The sequence below is a fragment of the Microbacterium sp. zg.B48 genome, assembly GCF_024623505.1.
Classification (GTDB): Bacteria; Actinomycetota; Actinomycetes; order Actinomycetales; family Microbacteriaceae; genus Microbacterium.
The window spans coordinates 97,875-117,022 of record NZ_JANJFE010000019.1 but is presented as its reverse complement, the minus strand read 5'-3'; the positions used below and the strand labels follow the sequence as shown (position 1 = coordinate 117,022).

At 65.7% G+C, this 19,148-nt stretch carries 12 protein-coding genes and 1 pseudogene; 10 read left to right on the top strand and 3 right to left on the bottom strand.

Annotation, left to right across the window (positions count from 1 at the left end; genetic code table 11):
* Window positions 1-19 precede the first annotated feature (19 nt).
* Window positions 20-3,202: an AAA family ATPase gene (locus NQ152_RS15905; protein WP_257524682.1), complete on the bottom strand. Its 3,183-nt coding sequence runs from the start codon at window positions 3,200-3,202 to the stop codon at window positions 20-22.
* A gap of 594 nt (window positions 3,203-3,796) precedes the next feature.
* Here NQ152_RS15905 and NQ152_RS15900 point away from each other — a divergent pair.
* The 3 genes from NQ152_RS15900 to NQ152_RS15890 are packed head-to-tail and all read left to right on the top strand — an operon-like array spanning window position 3,797 to window position 7,646.
* Window positions 3,797-5,161 (top strand): hypothetical protein, encoded by a 1,365-nt coding sequence (locus NQ152_RS15900; RefSeq protein ID WP_257524681.1) that lies wholly within the window; start codon window positions 3,797-3,799, stop codon window positions 5,159-5,161.
* Entirely contained in the window at window positions 5,158-5,730 is a 573-nt protein-coding gene (locus NQ152_RS15895; protein ID WP_257524680.1) for a hypothetical protein, read from the top strand. Before NQ152_RS15900 ends, NQ152_RS15895 begins: the two co-directional genes overlap by 4 nt.
* Window positions 5,727-7,646: an AAA family ATPase gene (locus NQ152_RS15890; RefSeq protein WP_257524679.1), complete on the top strand. Its 1,920-nt coding sequence runs from the start codon at window positions 5,727-5,729 to the stop codon at window positions 7,644-7,646. The genes NQ152_RS15895 and NQ152_RS15890 overlap by 4 nt, the downstream gene beginning before the upstream one ends.
* Window positions 7,647-7,790: 144 nt before the next feature.
* Here the strand turns inward: NQ152_RS15890 and NQ152_RS15885 are convergent, their stop codons facing one another.
* Window positions 7,791-8,690 (bottom strand): alpha/beta fold hydrolase, encoded by a 900-nt coding sequence (locus tag NQ152_RS15885; RefSeq protein WP_257524678.1) that lies wholly within the window; start codon window positions 8,688-8,690, stop codon window positions 7,791-7,793.
* 176 nt (window positions 8,691-8,866) lie between these two features.
* Here NQ152_RS15885 and NQ152_RS15880 point away from each other — a divergent pair, with 176 nt between their 5' ends.
* The 7 genes and pseudogenes from NQ152_RS15880 to NQ152_RS15850 all read left to right on the top strand — a co-directional run bounded on the left by NQ152_RS15880 (window position 8,867) and on the right by NQ152_RS15850 (window position 18,953).
* Window positions 8,867-11,479 carry a DUF4062 domain-containing protein gene (locus tag NQ152_RS15880; RefSeq protein ID WP_257524677.1) on the top strand — a complete coding sequence of 871 codons (2,613 nt, stop codon included), beginning with the start codon at window positions 8,867-8,869 and terminating at the stop codon, window positions 11,477-11,479.
* Window positions 11,440-11,592 (top strand): annotated as a pseudogene (locus NQ152_RS15875) (zinc-binding dehydrogenase); the annotation flags it as partial. The gene NQ152_RS15880 and the pseudogene NQ152_RS15875, both read left to right, overlap by 40 nt.
* 170 nt (window positions 11,593-11,762) lie before the next feature.
* A complete protein-coding gene (locus NQ152_RS15870; RefSeq protein ID WP_257524676.1) occupies window positions 11,763-14,306 on the top strand; it encodes a DUF4062 domain-containing protein in 2,544 nt (847 codons plus the stop codon).
* 409 nt (window positions 14,307-14,715) lie between these two features.
* On the top strand, window positions 14,716-15,681 hold the full coding sequence (locus NQ152_RS15865) for an alpha/beta hydrolase (RefSeq protein ID WP_257524675.1): 966 nt from the start codon (window positions 14,716-14,718) through the stop codon (window positions 15,679-15,681).
* A gap of 73 nt (window positions 15,682-15,754) precedes the next feature.
* Entirely contained in the window at window positions 15,755-16,753 is a 999-nt protein-coding gene (locus tag NQ152_RS15860; RefSeq protein ID WP_257524674.1) for a hypothetical protein, read from the top strand.
* Between the two features lie 647 nt (window positions 16,754-17,400).
* Window positions 17,401-18,378, top strand: a complete 978-nt coding sequence (locus tag NQ152_RS15855) for a zeta toxin family protein (protein ID WP_257524673.1) — start codon at window positions 17,401-17,403, stop codon at window positions 18,376-18,378.
* A complete protein-coding gene (locus NQ152_RS15850) occupies window positions 18,375-18,953 on the top strand; it encodes a recombinase family protein (RefSeq protein WP_257524672.1) in 579 nt (192 codons plus the stop codon). The genes NQ152_RS15855 and NQ152_RS15850 overlap by 4 nt, the downstream gene beginning before the upstream one ends.
* Here the strand turns inward: NQ152_RS15850 and NQ152_RS15845 are convergent.
* Window positions 18,950-19,126, bottom strand: a complete 177-nt coding sequence (locus NQ152_RS15845; protein WP_257524671.1) for a hypothetical protein — start codon at window positions 19,124-19,126, stop codon at window positions 18,950-18,952. The genes NQ152_RS15850 and NQ152_RS15845 overlap by 4 nt on opposite strands.
* Between the last annotated feature and the right edge of the window lie 22 nt (window positions 19,127-19,148).

Sequence of the window (19,148 nt, the reverse complement as noted above, 5' to 3'; positions counted from 1 at the left end):
GCTTACGGCAGGGTGATTCCTATCGTCGCCGCGGCCCGTCGGGACCGCGGGTCACCGTCACCGCGGTCGCCATTTGCGCCACGCTCTGCCGGGCTCGGTCTTCGACGGCACGCGTCCGAGGGTCGAGCACTGTGCGTGCGGCGCGCTCGGCTTCCAGCTCATCGGTGAGCTGCGTGAACTGGCGGTACTCTCGGGCAAGTTGCGCCTGGTCCTGCAGGCGCGCGGTGTAGCGCTCGGCCAGTTGGTTCCGGCGGCCGTTCGCGGCCTCTGCCGACGTGGCGGCATCGATTACCCGGCCATGAGTGGCGGCGGATTGGGTGTCGATGCGTGCGTCAAGCTCCAGCATTGTGCGGGCGGCCGTGTGCATCCAGTCGTTGACCCGCTCCAGCCGCTCCCGCATCTCCCGCTCCCGCGCGCGTTGCTGTGCGGTGATGCGTTCGATCTCGACCACGTGTCCCCATGGCCGGCGGGTCCGGTCGTTCCACGCCGCCGGCGCCGCGTGGGTGTCGGTGTCTGGGGTGCGGGCGGCGCGGTGCAGTTCAGTGCGCGCGGCGCGGATGGAGTCATCGATGCTGACTTCGGGGATGCCGCGGAGCATGCTCTCAGCGATCGTGTCCCTGGCCGCGGCTTCGGTGCCGGCGATCGCGATCGCTTCGTTGTGCGCACGCCCTCGGGTCATGCCGACGTACAGGCCGGAGGCGTCCACACCCGGCCCGACGATGGAGGCGTCGGTGGTCTCCCCCTGGATGCCGTGCACGGTGGAGGCGTAGGCCAGATGCACGTGCTCAGCCGCGTACTCATGGGACACCGTCCGCACCTCGCCGCTGTCGCCCACGCTGACCAGCTCCACCCCGTCCGCGGTGATGCGCCGCAGGATCCAGAGCGCGCGGTTGTCCACGTTCGCGTGCCGGTCGTTGCGTCGCGTCTGCACGGTGTCACCCTCCAGCAGCCGTTGCTCCCCCTGCCCGAGCGCGACCCGGGTGGTCCGGAGCTGTCCCTGGTCGATGCGGCGTTGCTGGATGGCTTCGTTGATCGCCTCCGCCTCCTCGTTGGTGCCGGTCACCAGCGCAACCCGGCGGTGGCCGGTGGCGAATCGGAAGTACGCCTCCACCATCGCGTCCCGGGCCTGGACCTGGTGGCTCACCCGGTGGATCAGCCCGCGCCGGTCCAGCTCCGCCGCCACGGTCAGGGCGTCTTCCTTGGATGCCGGTTCCCGCATCCGCAGCGTCAGGGCCGCGTACTCCGGGTCGTGGAAGCGGTGCACCGCGGTCAGTTCGATGACCGCCGTGCTGCGCCGGGTCATACAGGCCATCGCCCCGGCATGACCGACCGGCATCGCCTGCAGGGGGTCCCCCACCATCGCGATCCCGGCGCCGGTCTCGGCGGCGACCGCCGCCAGCGCGTTCGCGGTGTGCAGATCAACCATCCCTGCCTCATCGACCACGATCCGATCCCCGCTACGCAGGGGGAAGCGTCGCGGACCCTCGAACACGACCCCCGAGCCGGGGTCGACATCCCCGGGGCGCAGTCGGGTCCAGACCTCCGCGCCAGCGGCGTCCCGAGCCCATCTCCAGCCGTAGTCGGCAAGCAGCGCGTGCAGGCTCGATGCGGTCGTTCCGATCTCCCGCCCTGCCACCGAGGCCGCCTTCTTGGTCGGTGCGACCACCACCATCAGATGCCCACGCTGGGCCAGTGCGCTCTTGGCCACCCGCAGCATCGTGGTCTTTCCCGCCCCGGCCGGCCCGGTCACCGACACCAGCCGGTCGGTGCCGGCGATCGCACCGGCCGCCGCGAGCTGCCGTTCGTCCAGCCCGACCCCGACCGGGAGCACATTGCCAGCGGTGGCGGCGATCTCCTCGGCGTCGACCGTCACGCCCTGCCGGGTCAGCGCGTCGAAGCGGGCGCCCAGTTCCACCTTGCTGGCCGCCGTGCCGGCGGCCATGAACCCTTTGATGTGGTCGGGCCGGTCGGGTGCGTCCGGGAGCAGGTCCAGGGTGTGCGCCCGCGCTCGCGCCTCGATCAGATCCAGAGTCCCTTGGAGGTCCTCTCGTGCTTGGACGACACCGGATGCGGCCAGCGCACGGGTCGCGCCGGCGCGGATGTCGAACCGGCTGAAGCGCCCCCCGCACGACGCAGATCGCGTATCCGCCTCCACGATCGCCCGCGCGGCCAGCAACTCCACATCAAGCTCCGCCAGCGACGTGCCCGCTGGTAGAACCTCGCGCCGGCGGCGAAGAAGCCCAGGATCGATCGCACGGAGTTCGTCGCGCACCATCGATTCCCAATCGTGCTCGCGAAGGTCACCGGGCTTATTCGGCCGCCCTTTCGCCCACGCCAGCCGATCGATCTGCTGCAGCACCGTCGGGGTCGGCTCCTGACCGACGTGCTCCTCCCGCCACCGAGCCAGCAGCACCGCCCGGTTCCGTTCGATCTGCTTCGACCGCCGCGACAGCGGCCGCACCGCGTGCGCGAGTTCGGCGATCTCGCCATCGGCATCCAAGGTGAAGCCGTGCCGGGCGAGGGCTGGGATCCAGGTCGGGTCGGTCCGGGCCGCCAACTCGCCCTCGGCATTGATCACCGTGTGCAGCTTCATCGCCACCCGCGAATCCACGTTCGACCAGCGCCCGTCCTGCCCGCGCACCTTCACACACAACCACAGGTGCCGGTGAATGTGCGGATCCAGCGCCCGGGAGCGGCGATGATGCAGCTCCACCACTTCTATCCGATCCAGCGCCTCCCGGACACGCCCGCCCGCCCCGCGCCGCGCGTTCAGCTCCCGCTGCCAGATCAGCACGACCCGGTCCCTTAGCCGGTCCTGCAGTCCTTCGAACTCCCGTGCCAGATCCGGATTCAGCAACGCCGCGATGCTGTACGACTTGGGCGCGTTGATCGTTCCGTCAAGAATCAGATCCGCGTCCGGAGAGCTCAGATCCCGCCCGCGCCGCTCCCCCGTGTCCAGGTCACAGCCATCCACCCATCGCCGCAACTCCGCCGGACCAAGAAGATCCGCGCTGATGATCCCAGCCTCGACGGTGAACCGCGAGACGCCCGCCGCCGCTACATCGCTGTAGTCGGCGAGCGCATTCACGCCGGAGGTGGTCCGGATGTGTGAGTCACACGAGCCGTCGAAGGCGTAGGCCAGCGCCTGTCGGACACCCCGCGATCCGACACCCCTCTTCCACCGCTCGAGGCCTCCGCGCACGATCCCAGAGTACTCTCACTTGCCTAACTCGTGGCGGATTCCACAAAGAGTGCCTGCGTGCATTGCTCTCTTCTGCTCGAGTCGAATGCTCTCGTTCGTCACTGCGCTGGTCTCATCGCGATCGGTTGGGTAGCCCGAGTGCTTTTGGGGAGCATCTGCTGCCGGGGTAGTTGGGTGTACGTATGTCGCGCCGTCATCGGGCTCTACCGCGAGCGGGGCCACTGCGACTCGCGCTCCTCGTCCCGGCCGGCCAAGTTGGACCCGGATCGCTTCAAGGACAGGAACTCGCTCGAGTACCGGCTTGTGGTCCGGTCGCTATCGACGGGTACGAGATGACGGGAGGCAACGGGTCCATCTATCTCACTGCGCGGAGCAACGGGACTGCTGCGCTTGTCGATATTCAATGGCATTGGCGTACAGATGCTTAGCGATATGGATGCCAACGACCCGCGCGCAGATCTGGTCATCGTCGCCAGACGCAGCAATCCCCACTGTCTCGGTGCACGCTCGATGTTAGGTAGTCCACTAGTTTGAATGCGTGCGCGGCCTCAAGGACCAGAGATCGCGTAGCCACTAACTAACCGGGGGGCACCGTTGGGGGACGCAGACGCTCTGCTGCGAATCGATGTCACCGACGATGTCGGCGCCCGTACCGCGGACCTATTTCACTGGCAGGCTGCGATGGCCGCAGCGGATGGCATCGCAGCACTCCTAGACGAACTTACCGACGATCTCGACGTACCTTTCGAGTCGACCAGCGCGGTGGTGTGCGAGCACCATGAGGACTGGGTGATGCGTATCAGCGATCAGCTCGAGATCGTTTCTGCAAAGCACCGCGAGCCACATGTTGGACCTTGGAGCTCGATTACCGTTCTAGTGAGCGATGGCGGGCTCGGCCATCTCTTCACGCGCTGGCTCCGGCTCGAGCGCAAGGTTGTTGCTCGGCTGGTGTCATGCGCGTCGATGAGCACCGGCGAGGCGTCCCAGCTTGCGCGTTGTCCCGATTTGTTGCGCCGGGTCACGGACGGGCAAGTGCTATCCGACTCCGAGCAGAAAATGGTCGACGGCTGTATCGACAAGCTCGGTCGCGCGATCATGATGCATCGGAAGGAGCTGCCCGCTCCGTGGCGAGCAGCGAAAGAGGCTCGAGCAAAGAAGCTCGTTCCCCCAGACGACCTTCTTCAAGCCGTGCGAGAGTTCCTCGCAGTCATGTACTTCGATACCGCCCGACCCGGCCGGGAGTTCGCCGCTCACGCAGCGCCCAGTCTTTATGCGGAACCATTGACAATCAGGATGAAGCAGCCGGCCGCGATCGCATCAGTTGTCTGGATCTCCGTACTTCGACTCTTCGAAGTACGGATGAGAGCCCGTGGCGCCACCGGCAAGGGAGGCTTACCGAAGGTCGCAGCGGCAACCGACCGCGCAGGTCTGGTCACTGGTACGGACGAGCTGGAATCCCGCACCGTGACCACACGCGACATTCTGGTGGCCGTGCGGAGTGCGATACAGAACCCAGGCGCATACATGCCGCTTGCTCGGCCGGCGAAGTTGACGAAGCTCAGCGTGAAAATGGCCCACGGTGGTTGCTCGGACACGAGCATCGCCCGAGCGGAACGACTGCGCCTCGACTTCGCCAGATACCGCCGAGTCAGGGAAGCCACTGTACCGGGCAGCTCAGCCGAACGCGGAACTATTGAACGTCACCTTCTGCGCATCGCTGACGAGGAAACTGCACGCACGCGGACTGCTGTCGGCAGGTGGGGCCCTGACTTTTGGGGTGCCATGTCGGCACGAATGACGAATACACCGCCGCAATACCTCTCGGCGGGACTCGACGGCGAGCTTGCCCTCGGCGGACTGGCGGACCTCGCTTCGCGCTGCCAGGTGTGGTTCAGCCCCGGATTCGACGTCGACCTTGCCATTGCCGCTGAAAAGAAGGCACGGGGAGAGAAATCTTGAGCGCCGACCCAATCGCCGAGCACCTCGTGGCGCTCCAGGAGGACCTCGCCTACCACCAGACTCGAGTTCTCCTTCTGGTCGTCGCGGTCAGCACCGCAGATGGGCACGCACGCAAGCTCGACGGTCTCACGAAGCTCGCGAAGCTGGACTTCCTTACCCGGTACCCGGCGCTCGCTTCTCGAGTGTTGCGTGACCTAAGCCCCCATGACGCAAGGCTTCACATCAGCGGAACAGAAGCACTCGCTCCGACCGATGTCGAAGACCCCATGATTCGCTACAAATACGGCCCATGGGACGACCGCTACTACCCAGTAATCGGTTCGCTCGTCGGGAGAAGCCTGCTCAAGTATGTGCGCGGCCGGCAAGGCAGTGTTGCGCTTGCTCCTACACCCGCAGGAAAACGGTTCGCGGCTGACGTTGCATCGCTACCGCAGTGGCGTGCGGTAGGCGACCGGTGCGAGGCAATCGCCGAAGCCTCGGCAGGGCTCACCGGGAACGGGTTGAAAGAACTCATTTACCGGAGCCTTGCTGACCTGATGAACCGACCGCATCGTGAGCTGATCAAATGACCACGCCGTTTCGCCTCGAATCCGTCAACGTCCGAACAGTTGCCGGGGACGTTAGCTACCAATTTCCTTCGGCATTGACGGTACTCGCTGGCAGCGTCGGCGTTGGAAAAAGTACTCTCTTTGAGTTGATCAAGCACGCGCTTGGAGGTCGCGCACTCCTGGCGGAGGTCGCGCGGACCAGCGTGCTCGACGTGTCGGTCGACATTCGAATTGGTGCCAGCCGCTACCTGCTGACGCGGTCGGTGGACCCCGAGACGTCCGCGGTCGTTCGTGTCCGGGATCTCGTGGAGCAGACCGACTTAGAAGATCACTTCACGGATAAACGCGAACCCAGCCTGAGCTCGCTACTACTTTCCGCAATGGGCGTTCCCGATGATATGCGAGCAGCCTCGCGGGCATCCAACAGCACCAAGCAGGGCGCTCGCATCTCATTTGCCGACATCTTCAAGTACATGTATGTCTCCCAAGGAGACATCAACAAGGAGATCGCCGGCAGTGAGGACTCCTATTACACCCCTAAGCGGAAGGCTGTTTTTGAGCTTCTTTTTGCCCTCACGAATCCCTCGATCCTCGAATCCCAGTCCTCCGTCGCAAGGCTTCGCGGGGAATACGACGATGCTCAGAGAGAGCATGCAGTAGTCCTACAATTCCTTGAAGACAGCGGCGCGCAGTCGCGGTTCGAGGCAATAGCGAATCAGGCGGATGCGAATGCTCAGATTCGGGAGTCGTCGATAGCCCTCGAGCATCTTCGCGAGTCAATCCGTCCGGCAATCGACAGAGAAACACGCACGCTGCGTGACTTGCTAGGCGAGGCCGAGAGGAGCCTTGCTGATGCACTTAACACTCGATCGCTGCTTGAGCAGCAGCACGCGGACTTCGCCGCCGAACGAGCGCATGTACAACAGGACATATCGAGGCTCGAACGCATGTCGAGCGCGGGGGAACGCCTGGCGCAAATCGAGTTCTCGGTTTGCCCTAGATGCATGCAAAATCTCAAGAGTCGCGAAGCACCGCCCGAGCTGTGCAGATTGTGTTTGCAGCCCGATCCACTATTCGCAGCGGAACACTCAGATCACGCGACTTATGAGCTCGTCCACTTGAGGGAGCAGGATGTCGAGCTCGCTACGCAAGTCCTCGGTCTTTCAGCGGAGCTGCAATTGACGGGTCAAAACCTGGCAGACCGATCTCGCCTGGTAGACGACCTCTCCCGTGCTATCCAAGATCGGACTCAGAATCGCATCACACCTCAACTTCAGGCATATACCGATGCAACGGCACGCCTTGCCAGCGCAGAAGGACGATCACGGGAGCTGGAGCAGGTCATGAGGTTCTGGGACCGTGCCGACGATCTCGAAATGAATGCACAAGGGCTCGGACAAGAACTCAAGCGAATGCAGGATGAGCTCGATGTTCGTCTGGCGCTGCTCGCTGAGCGGCGAAGAGAGGTTTTCGGCGAACTGGACAACGAGTTCGCAGACAACGTTCGCGCCATCGGAGTTCCGGGAGTGCGCTCAGCCAAGATTGACCACGAGACCTACCTACCAGTACTCAACGATCAGCCTCTCAAAGACTTCAGCCCCGTGGGCGGCGTCAGAACCGCGACCCAGGTGGCGTATTGGGTCACTCTCATGAACGTAGCTCTCCGCAGGCGTGACACTCTGTTGCCCGCCTTCCTATTGATTGACAGTCCCCGCACTTCGCTCAATGACAATGACGAGCTTTCGGCCGCCCTGTACAGGCGCCTTGTCACTATGGCTGATGCCGCTGAGGGACGGGTCCAACTCGTAGTCGGCGACAACGAGCTCCCGGCCGCATACCGAAGGGACTATGCCCAGATGGACTTCGACTACGCGCATCCCACGATCGCTACCATCCACCACCCTGGCCGCGATGCAGTCGAGACCATCTCTACTTAGGAATGTCTCGCTCGTAAACGCAGCCTGGGTCCTCGCCCGTGGCACGTCCTGAATCGCTGCGCCTAACCCACCTTTGACTTTGCAATGCGGCACCAGTGCCCGCTGAGGGATCCGCAAAGCCGCCCTCAGGCCGAGCCTGTCCATTCACTGGCCTTTCAGCCAGTTCAATACGTACGCGGGGGCGGTATCGGCGGCCTCCAGACCGAAGGAGAGATGTGACCCATCGATCCAGTAGAGCTCAGAACGGGGAATGTTGGCATGGGCGTACTCTGCGCTGGCGGCGGGCACAGCCTTGTCGGAGCGAGCGTGGACGATGAGCGTGGGGCAGGTGATTCGGTTCACTTGTGCCGACGGGAGCGCGGCATAATCGTTTTTCATCCCCGCGCGTCGGCGCGCCGCACCTAGCGATGAGCGGAGGGAAGCTTCTAGCGCCGCGGTGCGGCCTGGGCTGGCAGCTAGCGTCGATGCGCGTTCTGCTACCACATGCTTGCCGTCCGTGCCCGCGATCCGAAGCAGGGCCGTCAGCGTTGACTTCGGGGCGTGTTTCAACATCCACATTTCCGCCCTTATCAGGGTGTCGCGCGCGAACAGCTGCGACGCAGCACGTGGAATGGGTCCCGGGATACAGACCGCATCAACCTGCACGAGCTTGCTGACACGATCCGGGTATCGCGAGGCGAGCTCATACGCCGCAGGTCCGCCGCCGGAAACAGCGAACACCATGATGCTGCCGATCTCGAGCACGTCTAGCAGAGCTGCCATGGCGTCGCCCTGTTCTGCGAAGGTGGGTCCGGTGGATAGCGGCGTTCCCAGGTACCCGGGTCTGCTTGGTGCGATGATCCGACAGCCGTTGAGGCGCAGGAACTCGGCGGCGACGAGTCCTTGGTCCCAGCCACCGAGGGTGCCGTGGACGGAGAGGATCGCGTCGCCGAGCCCTCGGTCGGCGTACTCGACGGGCCCAGAAGATGTCAACACGGTGCGCGGCACTTCCGCGAAGCACTCGCGAAAGTCAGCTGACGAGGGCGATCTTGGCACGACGGCCATGACCAATTGTCTCAGCACAACGCGCTGGACCACCAGAACCCGTTTGTCCCCCCCCGGGACCAGTCCTCCATCGGCGCCTTCGCGACCGGCTGCAGGCAGGCGGATCCCACCGCGACGGGGCTGAGTCGTGATTCAACTCTGGACAGGATGCACGTGGCGGTACGAGACTGTGCGGCATGGATCGGGCCGCGAGCGGTCTCATCCGCACGCCTGATCAGCGCCTGCGGGTCTTCGTCAGTTCGACGTTGAGAGAACTGGCGCCAGAGCGGCGGGCCGCTCGGGCCGTGATCGAGCGGCTCGCACTGGCTCCTGTGATGTTCGAACTAGGCGCGCGGCCCCATCCCCCCCGATCGCTCTACCGCGCCTATCTGGAGCAAAGCGACGTCTTCGTAGGCATGTATTGGGAGTCCTACGGGTGGGTCGCGCCAGAAGAGGTCGTGTCCGGGCTCGAGGACGAGTACAACCTCACGCCCGACATCCCGATGCTCATCTACATCAAGGAGAGCAGCAAACGTGACGCGGGGCTCGACAGATTACTCGAACGCATCCGGAGCGATGATCGAGTTTCGTACGCGTCGTTTCACACGCCAGCGGAGTTGAAGCGCCTACTCACATCGGACCTAGCCATATTGCTCGCGGAACGGTTCACCACAGCATCCGCCCGCGAGGGCCCCCTGCTCGAGCCCGCGCCATCGCCAAGCGCCACAACCATCGTCCGCCCACCGTCATCTCTGGCACGCATGATCGGCCGTGACGTAGAGCTGGCCACCGTCGCCGACCTTCTCACGGGAAAACATCGGCGTCTGGTCACCATCACCGGACCGGGCGGTGTCGGAAAGACGCGACTCGCGATCGCGGCTGCTCGCGAGGTCGAGCCGGCTTTTCCCGACGGGGTGGCGTTCGTCGATCTCGCGCCCGTGCACGACCCCAGTCGTGTACTTGATGCCATCGCCGTCGCTTTAGGTGTCCGCGACAGCGGCGAAGTTTCCCTGATCGGAAAGCTGAAAGAGGCCCTCCGCGAGGCTCGTCTGCTGCTGGTCCTCGACAACGTCGAACATGTCGTTGACTCCGCACCTTATCTGGCCCAATTGCTTGGCGACACGGAAGTGAGCGTGCTCGCGACCAGCCGGATCCTCCTCCGAGTCGACGGGGAGCAGAGCTTCCCACTGAACGTGTTGCCTGCCAGCGCCGCGACAGAGCTGTTCGCCGAACGGGCAAGATCGGTCAAGCCCGACTTTGAACTGAACGACGCGAACGCCCGCGCCGTCGCCGACATCTGCACATCGCTCGACAACCTCCCGTTGGCCATCGAACTCGCTGCGGCGCGTGTCCGCCTGCTCAGTCCGGCCGAGATCGCCGAACGCCTTCATCACTCGTTGCCACTGCTGGTAGATGGCGCACGGGATCGTCCCGAGCGACAAAGAACCCTTCGCGCCACCATCGAGTGGAGCGCCCAGCTGCTCAGTCCAGAAGAGCGCACGCTGCTGCAACGTCTCGGAGTGTTCCGCACCGGATTCGCCTTCGACGCCGTCGCGTGGATGAGCGAGGGTCTCCCCGAGGACGAAACATTGCGAGCGCTCGGCGCTTTGATCGACGGCAGCCTCATCCAGGAGCATGACCGCGGCTCCCGTGCATGGTTCACGATGCTCGCGACGGTCGGGGAGTACGCGCGCGAACAACTGACTGGTCGGGGCGAGTTGGCGCACTACGAAGAGCTCCATGCCGATTTCTACCTACAGATGACGGCCATAGCCGGTGCAGAGATCATCGGGCCACGCCAGGAGGCTTGGCTATCTCGACTGACTGATGAAGGCAACGAAGTCCGGACGGCGATCGAGTACCTGCTCGAACAGCACCGATGGGACGACGCCGTGGACCTCGTCTGGTCGCTTGATTGGTACTGGGGAATTGGCGGCCGCCTCAAGGACGTCGGCGTCTGGATGCAACGGGTTCTCGACGAAGGATCGGATGCCTCCGACCGGAGCCGAAACATCGCAAACATCGAGGTCCTGCTCGTAGAGCTCTGGCGTAAGCCCGAGCAGTCAGCACTCCGGCCACTCGAAGAGAGCGCCGCCTTCTTCCGCGAACAGGGAGACAGGCTCACTGAAGCGAAGACACTGTGCGCCGTCGCGCTACTTCACCTCTTGAAGGATCCGCCGGACTTTTTAAGCGCCGACGAGACTATGAACCAAGCATCAGACGCGGCCGCGTCACTTGCTGACGAGTTCGGAAGCGCCATCGTCGGAATGATGATCGGACGCGCCTACCTCATGCGCGGCAACGTCCCGAGGGCAATCGAGACGCTCGACGCATCGATATCGGCCGGTCGGAGCGTCGGGGACCGTCTGCTCGTCGGCTCTGCAGTAGGCGCACGCGGATGGGCCGGGATCTTCGCTGGCGATATCGACCCAGCCGAGCAGTGCTTCCGAGAACAACTGCTGATCGCCTCGACCATTGGCCACGAACCGGGCGTCGGCTACGCCCTCGAGGGCCTATTCGCCACTACAGCCACACGCGGCGATATCGACAGAGCAGGCCACCTCCTCGGCGCCGCCGACGCGATTCGACAACGAAAGGGCAATTCCGCGGCCGCGATACTCTCCTTCCACGGTCGACTTCTTCAACAGATTGAGCTTGGACCTCAAGCAGCACAGTTCGCGAGGGCCAGAGCCGCAGGTCGGGACCTCGATTCAGCGGCCGCCGTCGAACTAGGTCTTAATCGATCCGGCGGCCTTGACCGAACGCCCACGTCGTCGCCGAGCGCGGAGACGACGGGATTGCGAAAGTGATGGAGATCACCGGTGGAGAAGGCGCGCACGTGGTACTCGAGGCGGTCGGTCACATGCCGGCCTACGAGCAGGCGTATGGCATCGTCCGTCCCGGTGGCACCATCTCCCGCGTCGCCCGGTGAGGGATGCTCACTCGAAGGTGAGCTTGAGGATTTGAGCTGGCGGGCAGCTCGACTCATCGATCGATTCCGCGCCGCCGACATCGACGGTCGCGGAATCGATTCCGACCTCTGCCCACCGGCCGTTATGGACAGCCGTTACACCGCAGGTGGATACTGCACGCATGAGCCGGTCACCCGGCGTCATTCGTACGCCGGATCAGAAGCTGCGCGTCTTCGTCAGCTCCAGCCTGAGGGAGCTGCTGCCCGAGCGGCGTGCCCTCCGCACGGCGATCGAGACCCTCGCGATGGCCCCGGTCATGTTCGAGCTCGGCGCGCGTCCTCACCCGCCCCGGTCTCTCTACCGTGCGTATCTGGAGCAGTCCGACATCTTCGTCGGCGTCTACTGGAACTCGTATGGATGGATCGCGCCCGGCGAGAACATCTCCGGACTGGAAGACGAGTACAACCTCGCTCCGGATGTTCCCAAGCTGATCTACCTCAAGCGCAGCGAGAATCGCGAGGAACGGCTCGACCAGTTGCTCGACAGGATCCGCGACGATGACACCGTCTCGTACGTCGCCTTCGATGACGAGAGCGAGCTCCGCGCACTCGTCACGAGCGACTTGGCCACGCTCCTCGCCGAACACTTCGATGACGCGCGGCACGAGCGGTTGGCGGCTGATGACGCGGCGGAGGTCGGGGCACCGCCCAGAGCAGCACCGCCGATCCCCCTGAACCGACTCATCGGCCGCGACGACGAGCTGCGGCACTGCTCGGAACTGCTGACCACGCAGGGCCGGCGTGTCGTCACGCTCGTCGGACCGGGCGGCATCGGAAAGACCCGTCTCGCCCTGTCCGTCGCGCAAGAGGTGGGCGACGCCTTCCCCGACGGCGTCTACTTCGTAGACCTCGCGCCCGTGCGCGACCCCTCTGCCGTGATCCCTACGATCGCGACCGCCATGGGGGTTCGAGACCTCGGGCAGGTGCCTTTGCGGGAGCGCGTGGCGCAAGCGCTCGATCAGCGCCGCATTCTGCTCGTCCTCGACAATGTCGAACAGGTCGTCGAAGCGGTGCCCGAACTGCGCACGCTGCTCGAGCACACGACGGTGGCGCTGCTCGTGACCAGCCGCGTGCTTCTGCGCGTCGACGGAGAGCAGGCTGTCACCGTTCCTCCGATGAGCGTCGAAGCCGCGGTCGACCTGTTCGCCGAGCGGGCGCGCGCGGTGAAGCCCGACTTCACCCTGACCCCGGCGAATCGGCCGGATGTCGCCGCGGTGGTCTCTGCGCTCGACTGCCTTCCCCTCGCGGTGGAGCTGGCGGCCGCCCGTGTGCGGGTTCTGCCGCCGGCCGCCATGGCGCGCCGGGCTCACAACGCGCTTTCGCTGCTGGTCAGCGGGGCCCGGGATCGCCCTGACCGGCAGCAGACCATGCGCGCCACTATCAAATGGAGCGCCGACATACTGCCGCCCGCTGAGCGTCAGCTTCTGCTGCGCCTCGGGGTGTTCCGCGGGTCGTTCGCTCTTGACGCCGTGGAGTGGATGTGTGTCGACGCGGATGCTACGACCGCACTCGATCTGTTGGACAGCCTCATCGACAGCAGCCTCATACACGAGCGCGAGGCCGCCGCCGTGCACTCGTACACCATGCTGGCGACCGTCCGAGAGTGGGCCCGAGAGGAACTCGACAGCGAAGGGGAGCTCGGATCGGCGGAGGCGCAGCACGCGCAGTTCTACCGAGACCTCGCGGTGCGGGCGGAACCCGAGCTGGTGAGCTTCCGGCAAGTCGAGTGGATCGGTCGACTGAACGACGAGTACGAAGACCTCCGCGCCTCGGTGGAGTATCTCCTGCGGACGGAGCAGGGCGATGCGGTCGCCGAGATTGTGTGGTCGCTGTACTGGTTCTGGTGGGTCTCGGGACGCGTGATCGAGATCGGCATCTGGATGAACACGGTGTACCAAGCGGGATACAAGGTATCCGAACGGACGAGGCACAGGGCGGAGTTCTACCGGACGGTCGGGGGGCTGTGGGTGTCACCGGGCGCTGCGATCGTCAGCGAACTCGAGGCGCTTCTCGAGTACTTCGTCGCGGACGGAGACACGTTCGGTGAGATCTTCATCCGCATGTCGACGGCGATACTGCTCCTGCAGCAGAACCCTCCGAGACTGAGCGACGCCGACGCTCATCTCGAGAGATCGCAGCAGATCGCCGAAGAACGCCGTAGCCCGTTTCTGGTGTCCACGGCGTTGCTGATTCGGGGACAGGTCGCTGGTGCTCGCAATGATGTGCAAGCCGCAACGGACCTGTTCGAGGCCAGCCTCCGCACCGCACGAAGCAGCGGAGACGTCTTCAGCGAGACTGCTGCCGTGCACGGCCTCGCGTGGACGCGACTCGGCGCCGGCGACCTTCCCGCGGCGCGTGAGCTCTTCGTGAACGTCGTCCGCACATCCCACGCCATGCACCACGACGAGGGCCTGGCACTGGCGCTCGAGGGCATGTTCGCGGTGACGGCACTCGCCGGTGACTTCGAGCAAGCCGGGATCTATCTGGGCGCGGCGGAGGACGCCCGCGCGCGTCGAGGGATAGTCGGCCCGACCCTCCTGTCCACCCACCAACGCGTGCTTGCCGAGGTCGAGGGTTCGCCGGACGCCGAGCGATTCCAGGCCGCGCGCGCCGCCGGTCGCTCTGCCGACCTCCGCGAAGTCGTGGCCGGCATCCTGGCGTCGTAGAGCCGGCCCTAGCCAACCGCCGAGATCACGCTGATGATCACAAGGGACGCGCCTGATCGAGAAGCCTCGAGCGCGAATCGGCCCCGCCTGCGGGCGGTGGCCGGATAGGGATCCCGTGCGGGCACCACTCAGGCTGAGTAACGGTGCTCGAACCCGTTACTCAGCGTCGCGGTGACGGATGCATAGCTTCTCGTTCACCTGTCGCGGCGGGGGCCCAGGCAACTCGCGCACTCATGACCGAAGCTCACTGGGGAAGCACCTGGACCGGGACGACGGTATCGCCTGCGACGCTGAGCGACCCCGCCATTTGGCGGGGAGAGATTGTCGAATCGGTCACGCGTTGCGGGGGCGCTGTAATTCGGTGGGCATGAAGACTGAGGGTGCATGACCCGAGAACAAAGGAGTTCCGATGACTGACACACTCGCCCGCCCCCCGTTCGACCCAGAACTGGACGCCGCCCTCACCCTCATGGGTGGGTTCCCGGCGCTCACCGTAGAGATGATTCCCGCCATGCGCAGCCAGCCCATGACCCCGGGACAGGACCCGCAGGAACTCCTCAGAGCCAGGGGTTTCGTCACCCGCGATGTCACGATCCCTGGATATGAGAATGACAGCATCGTCGTGTCCGTCATCCACAAGCAGGACCGCACGGGTACAGGACCGGGGATGTACCACACGCACGGTGGCGGAATGATTGTCGGCGACCGCTGGGGTGGAGTAACCATGCTTCTCGATGCGGTCGAACGCACAAACGGCGTCATCGTCACCGTCGAGTACCGTCTCGCGCCGGAGTTCCCTGACCCATACCCGGTTGAAGACTGCTACGCGGGCCTGATGTGGACTGGTGATCACGTCGAGGAGCTGGGCATCGACCCTTCCCGTCTGTTCATCGCCGGAGGAAGTGCCGGGGGCGGACTAGCCGCTGGCACGGCGCTTCTTGCTCGTGATCGGGGCGGCCCGGCCCTGGCCGCGCAAATGCTGTTCTGTCCGATGCTCGACGACCGCGACGCGACTAGCTCCACCCAGCAGATCGACGGCGTCGGCGTGTGGGACCGCGCCTCCAATATTGTCGGCTGGACGGCGCTGCTCGGCGATCGTCGCGGCACTGACGACGTCTCCATCTACGCCGCCCCAGCCCGAGCGACCGACCTGTCCGGGCTGCCGCCGGCGTACATCGACTGCGGCAGCGCGGAGGTGTTCCGCGACGAGGATGTCGCCTACGCCACCCGACTGTGGGAAGCGGGAGTGCAGGCGGAACTGCACGTGTGGGCTGGCGGCTTCCACGGGTTTGAGGCCTTTGCCCCGCACGCCGCGGTCTCGCAGGCAGCGGCCGCCGCTCGAGAGAGCTGGCTGAGCCGAGTGCTCGGCGCCTGACCCGCATCAACGTGGCCGGTGGTCTGACCACCGGCCACGTTAGGGTGGGGGAACCCCGTGCGATGGAGCCGAGATGCAAGACCTGATGGGACGTCTGACCGCCCTTGACCCAGACGCCAGCGAGACGCTGAAAGTCGTCTCCTACTTCGACGCGCTCGTCACCCGATTGGTCGGTGCCGAAAGCATGCTGCGCGGGGCTGCGCTGCTCGCCGGCGCTCCCGTCGGGTATCGGGACGGCACCCACCTCACCCGCGTGGACGGGGACGGCGGGCGGCTACCTGCGGCCGCGTCCGACGGGTGGGCGCGCCGTGAAGCCGGCATGGGCGCCGAGGTGTGGCTTGAGCGGCAGGGCGAACCGCACGCCAACGACGCCATGATCCTCGAACGGCTGGCGCTGGCGGTTGGCATCATCCGAGCACGTCGCACCATCGGGGCTGAAAGTGCCGTGGAGCTGGCGATTAGCTCTCACACCGACTTCGATGAGCGAGCGGCCGCCCTGACACGTCTGCGGATCGAGCCGGGGACTTTGCGAGTCATCGCGTCCCCGCCTGACCCGGCCCCGGCGCTGTCGCACGCCTCCGCGGTCGTCACTACCCGATGCGGACTCACCCGCGCAACGATCCTCGACTCCACCGTGGAGCCGGACGCCGCGTGGGACGAACCACCCCGGCTCGGTGTTGGGCTCACCGTACCCAGCGACCAGCTGCCGACCTCCTGGTCGTCGGCGCTGATCGCTGCCCGCCTAACCACGCCCGCCGAGCCGATGCTCGACGCGACGGATCTCGGTGTGGCGCTCGCGATCGCGGAAAACGCCGAGCGGTCACCGTTGCATCCCGATGCTGTGGCGCTGACGAAGCTGGATTCGAGCAGCCTCGAGCTCCTGGACGCTCTCAGCGCAGAACGAAGCGGTCGCGGTGCCGCCATCCGGCTCGGAAGACACCACTCCAGTGTTCAGGAGCGGGCCGGCACCCTCGCAGGCCAACTCGGCTACGATCCGCGCAGCGCCCGTGGCCATACCCGCTACGCCCTCGCCCGCATGCTGATGACGCTGGCGGCACCGCCCGCACCGTGATTCAACGCCGCCTGGCCCCATATAGTGCCACGACGACGGATCGGCCGCGACACATGAGTCATTGGGAGCACAGCGCCCGCCGGAAGATGCCCCTCCGCGGCACGCAACCGGTTGTTGCGGACGCACTCGCGGGCCGCGCTCCCGCCGCGCCCTCCCACTGGGCAAAGGATGTCGGCCGCCTCCTGGTGGCCACGCTGAAACTTGCACCAGCCGCGGCCGTACGTCACCGGCTCGTGCGAACTCATGCTGCGGACGACGCGGCGCAGCCCTTCACCCTCGCCTGAAACTGTGCACTGGCGAACGGAAAGTGCGCTCGTCACCTTTTCGGGGCGGTGGCTACACTGGTGCCGGGAGGGCAGCTTGGCGCATTCGTCAGCATGGCGTGTCAACGACGCGGTCGCGTTCGAGCTCCTGCGGGACACCTCCGCGAGGGTTACCGCACTCCTGCTGTCGGTGGTCCGGAGCGATGGCCCGGGTGCGCGGGAGGCCTGGGAAGAGGTGCAGGCGGTCCGTCGCGAGAGTCTCCTCGTCGATGGCTACGACCGTCGCGCGGTTGATGGCTTCGCCGCTCGGTTGACGGCGCGGGCGCTGACTCTGGAGGGCGGGTCATGACGGACCCTGCTCCGACGGCTGTTCCGCGTGATGACGTGTTTGCGCGCGAGATCCATCCGTTGTTGTTCCCGGACGGAGATGACCGGAACACCGACCCGGTCTTCGTCCTGTTGAGCGGTCAGCCGGGTTCCGGAGTCGGGCGCGTGACGGGTCGGCTGCGTGCCGAGTTGGGCGGGGATGTGGCCGTGCTCAGTGCTGAGCTGTTGCGGCCGTTCCATCCGCGTTTCGCGGAGGCATCGGCGTCCGGGGCGGTGCAGTCGTCCCGGGAGGTGAGTGAGGCGACGGCGGAGTGGTTGCGGGCGGGCATGCGGTTTGCGCGCGAGCATCATCGTTCCCTGATTCTGGAGGGCAGTTTCGCGAACCCGGCGACGGCGCTGTGTCTGCTCCAGCGGTTCCGCACAGATGGGTTCGGAACGCGGGTGGTGGTGGTCGCTGCGCGGCGTGCGGAAAGTCTGCTTTCGACCGTCTCGGGCTATCTGCGTGCAGTGGAGGCTGGCCGTACGGGTGATCTTGTCAGTCGCGAGATGCACGATCGCGGTTTCGAGGGGACCGGTGCGCTGGCGGCGGCTGCCGCGGAGTCGGATGCGGTGGACCGGGTGACGGTGATCGATCGGGTCGGCGCAGTCGCGTTTGATGCCGTGCGTACCGGCGTTGACCGACCGTTTCAGGGTGCGGCGGCCGCGTTGCGGGCGGCGCAGTCGCAGCGTTTGTCGAGCTTGGAGTCGGCGCAGTGGTTGAGCGAGTTGCGTCGGGTCACCGAATTCGCCGCCACGCTACGGAATGTTCCCCGTCCGGTGACCGAGGTACTGATCGATCTGCACGAGACGGCGCTGCGAGAGATCATCCCCGAACTGCCCGTGCCGAACGGGTCGAGGGTGGTCGCGGCGCAGGAGCATCGCAGCGCCTCGGACCTGGTCGCGCTAAGGAAGCTGCTGGCTCCTCAGCGCCCGGTGGACGCGACCGGGCCGGTGGTGGTGCCGGCGGGTCCGGAGCGGGGCGGTCCGTCGCGATGACCCGGGTGGTGGGGTACACGCGGGAGCTGTTCGCCGATGCTGGTGCGACGGCTGATGCTGACGAGTTGGAGCGGGCGGGGGCGGAGCCGGTCTTTGCTGATCTGACCTCGGCGGACGCGCGGACCAGGCCGGAGTTGGCGGCGTGCCTGGACGATCTGGATGCCGGTGATGTGTTGTTGGTGACCAGTTCTGCCCGGCTCTCGCACGGGCTGCACCATTTCATCTCCACCATCGCCGACCTGACCGCACGGGGCGTTGGTTTCCGGTCGCTGGCGGAGCCTGCCCTGTCCACGGGCGCGGGGATGGTGTCTGATCCTGCGGAGGTGCTTGCGGCGTTGGAGGGTTTGGCGCGGCGTTTGCGGAGCGTGGAGACGCGTGCCGGGATGCGGGATGCCGCGGCGGCGGGTCGTCGTGCGGGGCGGCCCACGGTGATGACGGAGGATCGGGTGGCGATCGCGCAGGAGTTGCGTGCGCAGGGCCGTTCGTTCACCCACATCGGTCGGGTGATCGGGGTCAGCGCGAGTGCGGTGCAGCGCGCGCTCACTCCCCCGGCGGTGCCGGCGCCGGGCGTCTAATCGTCGCCGAAGGGGTCGGCGGTGAACTCGACCGGGCCATGGTTGGGGCACATCCAGGCCACCGCCAGCGTCGCGTCGATGGGTCCGGGTTCCAGCGGCGCACCGCACGTCGGACAATCCCGCCCCTTGGGCAGGCCGTCTTCGTCCAACTCGATGGGATCATCGCCGGTCATGAGTCGCTTTCCCGCATCCCTC